Annotated in this window: 6 protein-coding genes; 4 read left to right on the top strand and 2 right to left on the bottom strand. The window is 63.1% G+C overall.

The window, feature by feature from the left end:
• Positions 1-59 precede the first annotated feature (59 nt).
• Both alaS and recA read right to left on the bottom strand, forming a co-directional pair.
• Complete coding sequence (gene alaS, locus JCM12178_RS16350) at positions 60-2,696, bottom strand: alanine--tRNA ligase (protein ID WP_054652964.1); 2,637 nt, start codon at positions 2,694-2,696, stop codon at positions 60-62.
• Between the two features lie 88 nt (positions 2,697-2,784).
• A complete protein-coding gene (recA, locus tag JCM12178_RS16355) occupies positions 2,785-3,837 on the bottom strand; it encodes a recombinase RecA (RefSeq protein WP_054652966.1) in 1,053 nt (350 codons plus the stop codon).
• A 256-nt stretch (positions 3,838-4,093) separates the two neighbouring features.
• Here recA and JCM12178_RS20085 point away from each other — a divergent pair, with 256 nt between their 5' ends.
• The 4 genes from JCM12178_RS20085 (at position 4,094) to JCM12178_RS16370 (ending at position 6,738) form a co-directional block, all read left to right on the top strand.
• Positions 4,094-4,270, top strand: a complete 177-nt coding sequence (locus JCM12178_RS20085; RefSeq protein WP_157054975.1) for a universal stress protein — start codon at positions 4,094-4,096, stop codon at positions 4,268-4,270.
• Positions 4,267-4,545 carry a universal stress protein gene (locus JCM12178_RS20090; RefSeq protein ID WP_439646717.1) on the top strand — a complete coding sequence of 93 codons (279 nt, stop codon included), beginning with the start codon at positions 4,267-4,269 and terminating at the stop codon, positions 4,543-4,545. Before JCM12178_RS20085 ends, JCM12178_RS20090 begins: the two co-directional genes overlap by 4 nt.
• A 127-nt stretch (positions 4,546-4,672) precedes the next feature.
• Complete coding sequence (locus tag JCM12178_RS16365) at positions 4,673-5,755, top strand: DUF814 domain-containing protein (RefSeq protein WP_054652968.1); 1,083 nt, start codon at positions 4,673-4,675, stop codon at positions 5,753-5,755.
• Positions 5,756-5,805: 50 nt separating this feature from the next.
• The gene (locus tag JCM12178_RS16370) at positions 5,806-6,738 is read left to right on the top strand and encodes a calcium/sodium antiporter (RefSeq protein WP_054652970.1); all 933 of its coding nucleotides are present in this window, start codon (positions 5,806-5,808) and stop codon (positions 6,736-6,738) included.
• The last annotated feature ends 169 nt before the right edge of the window (positions 6,739-6,907 follow it).

Consider the following 6,907-nt stretch of genomic DNA (forward strand, 5'->3'; position numbering starts at 1 on the left):
AAAAAAAAGGGTGCAGCCACCAAGTGGCTGCACCCTTTTTCATTTCTATCCTACACCCCCTAGCCAATAAGCTCCTTGAGCTTGGCGATGGCGCTGTCGATGCCTGCGGGGTTTGAGCCGCCGGCGCGTGCGAGGTCGGGGCGTCCGCCGCCGGAGCCACCGACTTCTGCTGCGACCTGCTTGATGAGGTCGCCAGCCTTGTAGCGGTCGTGCAGGTCCTTGGTGACGGAGATGGCCAGCGAGACCTTGTCGCCTTCGTGGGCGGCCAGAAGGGCGATGATGCCGGAGTCGATGCGCGAGCGGAGGTTATCCATCTGGTCGAGGATGACCTTCATGTTGGGCGCATCGATTTTGGCGGCGAGCACTTTGACGCCGCTGATTTCCTCGGCTTCGCTCATGAGGTCGCGGCCTGCGCCGGAGGCGAGCTTGGACTGGAGCTTTTCCATTTCCTTGCCCATGTCCTTGAGCTGTTTCTGCAGGGCGGCCACTTTTTCGCCGACGGCTTCGGGCTTGGCCTTGAGAAGCAGGGCGGCCTCTTCGGCAGCCTTGCGCCGGTCGTTGAAGTATTTGAGGGCGTTGGCGCCGGTGGCACCTTCAATGCGGCGGATGCCTGCGGCCACGCCCGCTTCGGAGAGGATGGCGAAGGAGCCGATCTGTCCGGTGTTGTCGAGGTGCGTGCCGCCGCAGAGTTCCATGGACACGCCGGGCACTTCCACCACGCAGACGTCGTCCTGATATTTTTCGCCGAAGAGTGCGGTAGCGCCTTTTTCGCGGGCGGCCTCAATGCTCATGACTTCGCGGTCAACGGCATTGGCGTCGAGGATGGCCTTGTTGACGAACGCCTCGACCTGCGCGATTTCCTCTGGGGTCAGCGCCTTGATGTGGGTGAAGTCGAAGCGCAGGCGGTCGGGTCCGACAAGGGAGCCGGCCTGATTGGCGTGATCGCCGAGGACGCTTTTGAGGGCGGCGTGCAGCAGGTGGGTGGCGGTGTGGTTTCTGGCGGAGGCCAGCCGCTGTTCGCGGTTCACGGTCAGCACGGCGTTTTGGCCGGTCTTGAGTTCGCCTTCGTCCACGAGCACGCGGTGCCCGGTGAGGTTTGCGGCGGGCTTGACGGTGTCTGCCACCTCTGCCTTGCCGGAGTCGGTGGCCACGAGGCCCTGATCGCCGAGCTGGCCGCCGGATTCGCCGTAGAAGGGCGTGATTTCCGTGACCATCCAGCCGGACGTTCCAGCCTTGAGGGAGTCCACGCGCGTGCCGTTCTCGTCGAGAAGGGCCACGATGGTGGATTCCCCGGCCAGTGCGTCATAGCCGGTGAATTCGGAGGTCATGGACTCTTCGAGCAGGGTCTGGAAGGTTGAGGCAACGTCTTTTTCGCCTGAGCCTTTCCAGGCCTTCTTGGAGCGCTCTTTCTGTTCGTCCATGAGCTTGTTGAAGCCGGGTTCGTCCACGGCGAGTCCGCGCTTTTCGGCCACGTCGTTGACGATGTCGATGGGGAACCCGAAGGTGTCGTAGAGTTGGAACACGACTTCGCCGGGCACGATGGCGGCCTTTTCGGCCACGAGGCGATCAAGTTCGGCTTCGAGCATTTCGAGGCCCTTGTCGAGGGTCTTGGCGAAGCGTTCTTCCTCTTCCCGGACCACTTTGACCATGAAGTCGCGGTGTTCGTTCAGTTCGGGATAGTGATCGCCCATGTCGTCGCAGACCTTGGAGGCGGTCTTGTAGAGGAAGGAGTCCTCGAACCCGAGCAGGCGGCCGAAGCGGTAGGCGCGGCGGATGAGGCGGCGCAGCACGTAGCCACGGCCTTCGTTGGAGGGCAGCACCTGATCCGGGATCAGGAAGGCGATGGCGCGGGAGTGGTCCGCGATGACGCGCAGGGCGGTATCCTTGTCGCAGTCGTCGCCGTATTTTTCGCCCGCGAGGTCGGCGGTGTAGTTGATGATGGAGAGAAAGAGGTCGGTGTCGTAGTTGGAGTAGACGCCCTGACAGACGGCGGCGATGCGCTCAAGGCCCATGCCGGTGTCGATGGACGGGCGGGGCAGGTCGGTGCGGGTGCCGTCCTCGGCCTGATCGTACTGCATGAACACGAGGTTCCAGATTTCGAGGTAGCGGTCGCAGTCGCACTGGCCGATGCCGCAGTCCGGGCCGCAGCACATGTGCTCGCCCTGATCGATGTGCACTTCGGAGCACGGGCCGCAGGGGCCGGTGTCGCCCATGGACCAGAAGTTGTCCTTCTCGCCGAGGCGGTAGATGCGCTCGGCCGGAACGTCGCAGAGCTTCTGCCAGAGTTCGCCCGCCTCGTCGTCATCCTTGTAGATGGTGATGTAGAGCTTGTCCTTGGGCAGGCCCAGCTCGCCGGTCAGGAACTCCCAGCAGTACTTGATGGCGTCTTCCTTGAAGTAATCGCCGAAGGAGAAGTTGCCGAGCATCTCGAAGAAGGTGTGGTGGCGCGCGGTGCGGCCCACGTTCTCGAGGTCGTTGTGCTTGCCGCCCACGCGCAGGCATTTCTGCGAGGTGGTGGCGCGGGAGTAGTCGCGCTTTTCCTGACCGAGGAAAAGGCGCTTGAACTGGACCATCCCGGCGTTGGTGAAGAGAAGGCTCGGGTCGTCCTTGGGTGTGAGCGGCGAGGATTCCACGATGGCGTGGCCCTTGCCTTCGAAATATTTGAGAAAACGTTCGCGAATTTCCTGGGCTTTCATGTCTGGTTCTCCAAAAGGTGGTTCTTGCCGAGACGACAAAGCGCCCCGGACCCGTGCTCCGGGGCGCTTGCCGGGCTATGAAATATTCCTACGCCTCGGCGCCGGCTTCTTCGGCTTCGTCGGAAGCGGGCAGAATGCCGAGGTGTTCCTTAAGTTTTTTCTCGATCTTCTGGGCGATGTCCTGATTCTCCAGCAGATACTGGCGGACGTTCTCCTTGCCCTGACCCAGCCGCTCGGACCCGAAGGCGTACCATGCGCCGGACTTGTCCACCACACCGGCCTCCACGCCCATGTCGAGCAGCTCGCCCTCGCGGGACATGCCGGTGCCGTAGAGGATATCAACCAGCGCCTCGCGGAAGGGCGGAGCGACCTTGTTCTTGATGATGCGGATGCGCGCGCGGATGCCGTAGGCCTCGTCCTTGTCCTTGAGGGTCTGGATGCGGCGGATATCCATACGCACCGAGGAGTAGAACTTGAGCGCGTTGCCGCCGGTGGTGGTCTCGGGGTTGCCGTATCCGGTGTTGCCGATCTTCATGCGGATCTGGTTGATGAAGACCACCGCGCACTTGGATTTATGGATGGAGCCGGTGAGCTTCCTGAGCGCGTGGGACATGAGCCGGGCCTGACCGCCCACCTGCGTTTCACCCATCTGACCTTCGAGCTCGGCCTGCGGGATGAGCGCGGCAACGGAGTCGATGACCACGATGTCCACGGCGTTGGAGCGCACCAGAAGGTCCGCGATTTCAAGAGCCTGTTCGCCGAAATCCGGCTGGGAGATGAGCAGTTCCTCGGTGTTGACGCCGAGACGCTTGGCGTAGTTCATGTCGAGCGCGTGTTCGGCGTCGATGAACGCGGCGGTGCCGCCCGCTTTCTGCGTTTCGGCCACGAGGTGCAGCGAGAGCGTGGTCTTGCCGGACGATTCCGGGCCGTAGACCTCGACCACGCGGCCCCGGGGGATGCCGCCCACGCCAAGCGCGATATCCAGTCCGATGGAGCCGGACGGGATGGTCGGGATTTCTCCCACGGCGTCGTCGTCGAGACGCATGATGGAGCCCTTGCCGAACTTGCGCTCGATGGTGGTTATGGCGGTACCGAGCGCTTCCTTGCGCAGTTCTTCGGGACTAACGGCTTTCTTGGCCATGGTTTCTCCTTGGTGCGGTCCTGCGGACCGTTTGCGGCGTCAAGCAATGAGCACAAGGTCAATACCAGATAGGTGATCGGCGCGCAACGGCGGGCATGCATGCCAGAGAGGGCGGCCCGCGCCGAATTTCCGAAAACCAGACATGCGCCCGAGGTTATAATCCACAGCCGCCCCCTGACATGATTCCGATGATGCGCTACTGTTCCATGTTCAAAGTCAGGTCCGGATTCCGGCAACCGCAACCCAAGGAGCAACAATGTCGATCAACACGATCCTCTGGCCCACCGACCTCTCGACCCAGTCCAGAAAGGCTGCGGCACAGGTGGCCTCGCTTGCGAACAAATACGGCGCCAAGGTCATCGTCATGTACACCGCGCTAGACCTCTGCTCATACTTCCCGCCTACGGCAACTATCCCGGCAGGGACGTCCTGAACGAGTTCCGCGACTGGGAGACCGAAAAGGCGCGCGGCATCATCGAGGAACTCTGCGAAACCGAACTCAAGAGCTGCCCGGAAACCATGATCCGGCTGGTGCAGGGCGACCCGGCAGACGCCATCCTCGACATGGCCGCAAAGGAAGGGGCCGACCTCATCGTCATGTCCCCGCGCGGCCTCGGGTTCGAGAAGCGCGCCAAAGCCACGTCCGGTATGGGTTCCGTGACCAACGCCGTGACCCAGAACGCGGAAATCCCCGTCCAGATCGTCTGACCGGACGGAGCGCGGGGCCGCCGGGATTCCCGGCGGCCCCGTCCTTCCTCACCCGAAAGCCGTTATGCCGCCGCAACGCCACCTCTCGACCTTGCCAGTATGAAAAACCTCGCGTAAGGGACCGCCCATGACGAAACAATACGACGCGCTGGCCCTTCTTTCGGGCGGACTGGACTCCCTGCTGGCCATCAAGGTGGTACAGGATCAAGGCCTCAAGGTCCTCGGCCTGCATTTCACCACGCCCTTTTTCGGCAAACCGTGGCTGCACGACGAGTGGCTGCAGGAATACGGCATCGAGTCCGTGAACGTGGACATCTCCAAGGACTACGTCCGGATGATGGTCGACGGTCCGGACCACGGCTTCGGCAAATGGCTGAACCCCTGCGTGGACTGCAAGGTCATGATGCTTTCCAAGGCCAAGAGCCTGCTGCCCGAGTACGGCGCGAAGTTCATCATCTCCGGCGAGGTCATCGGCCAGCGGCCCATGTCCCAGCGCCGGGACGCGCTCTCCATCATCGTCAAGAGCGCGGACGTGAAAGACGTCCTGCTGCGCCCCCTGAGCGCCAAAAACCTGAAGGCCACCGCCGTGGAAGAGAACGGCCTCGTGGACCGCGAGCGCCTGCTCGACTTCAAGGGCCGCTCCCGCAAGCCCCAACTCGCGCTGGCAGAGCACTACGGTTTCACCAAGATTCCCTCGCCCGCAGGCGGCTGCGTGCTGGCCGAGTCCGAATCCTCGGCCCGCTTCATTCGGCTCATGCAGGCCAAAAAACAGCCCACGCCCGCAGACTTTCGCCTCTCCCAGACCGGTCGCCAATGCTGGGCCGGACCGCTCTGGCTGGCCATGGGCCGCAAACAGGCCGACAACAAAAAGCTTGAAAAGGCGCTCCGCAAGGGCGATTACCTCATGAAAACCGCCGAATTCCCCGGCCCGCTCGCCATCCTGCGGCCCACCGACAACGGCACGCCCGGCCCCGAAGACGTGGCCGATGCCGCAGCCTACACCGCCTCCTATTCCACCAAGGCCCGCAAGCACTTCGAAGCCACCGGGGAACCCGTTGCCGTGACCGTGCTGCACCGCACCGAGGCCGGAGACGAACAAGGCGAACTCAACGTCCTGCCCTCGCGCGTCACCCCGCTGGGCTGGCAGGAGCCGGAACCGCAGGAAGTCAAGGACTGGAAGGCCGAACAAAACGGACAGGCAACCGCGTAACAATTCCCTTCGGCTTGCCACAGGCCAGCCGTCATGAGAGAGTTTGCACCATGCTGCTTTACATCACCGAATTCGTCGTCGCGTCCCTGATGCTCTGGTTCGGAGCCAACTGGATCGTCACGTCCGCTTCCCTCATCGCCCGCAAATGGGGCATCTCCGAACTCGTCATCGGCCTCACCGTCGTGGCACTCGGCACCTCCGCGCCAGAATTCCTCGTCACCCTCAACGCCGCCTTCCGCGGAGAAGAAGCCATCTCCCTCTCCAACGTGGTCGGCTCCAACATCTTCAACCTCGGCTTCATCCTCGGCACCATGGCCATGATCAAGCCGCTACCCTCCGGCAAGACCATCGTCTACCGCGACGGCATGCTCCTCTTCCTGACCACCGCCGCCATCCTCGCGGTCTCCTACACCGGCCAGATGAGCCGCCTCTTCGGCGCGACCCTCGTTGGCGCGCTGATCTGCTACCTCGTCTACCTCGGCCTCAAAAAGGAAACCCACGGCGAAGACGAGCTCGAAGACCTGCCCGACCGCCAGGCCGAATGGTACGACTACCCCCTGCTCCTCGGCGGCTTCCTCGCCATCGCCGTGGGCGGACACTTCATGGTCGACGCAGCCACCGGCATCGCCAGCGCACTCGGCGTCTCAAGCTGGGTCATCGGCGTGACCATCGTCGCCGCAGGCACCTCCCTGCCCGAAATGGTCACCTGCCTCGCCGCCTCCATCCGGGGCAGAAGCGACATGATGCTCGGCAACCTCATCGGCTCCGACTTCTTCAACTTCGCCGGAGTGCTCGGCCTCACCTGCCTGCTCAGGCCCCTCAACGTCTCGCCCGAAGCACGCTCCAGCCTGCTGGTCCTCGTCGGCATGGTCGGCCTCGTGCTCATCATGCTCAGAACCGGCTGGAAACTCCGACGCTGGGAAGGCGCGCTCCTCTTCGGCATCAGCCTCATGCGCTGGGTCGGGGACTTTTCCGCAGGATAGCTTTTCGCCTCCGGCACAACTGAGCGATCACAAAAACTCTTCGCTTACATCAAACGCCTTCAAGCCAGGGAGTGCAGAGGGGATTATCCCTTTGCCGGGTGCAGGGCAGCGCCCTGCCCGCCGGAGGCAATCATGGCGGATTAACGAATGCCTCCGGCGGCCCTCCGGG

This window comes from Salidesulfovibrio brasiliensis JCM 12178, assembly GCF_001311825.1.
Taxonomy (GTDB): Bacteria; Desulfobacterota; Desulfovibrionia; order Desulfovibrionales; family Desulfovibrionaceae; genus Pseudodesulfovibrio; species Pseudodesulfovibrio brasiliensis.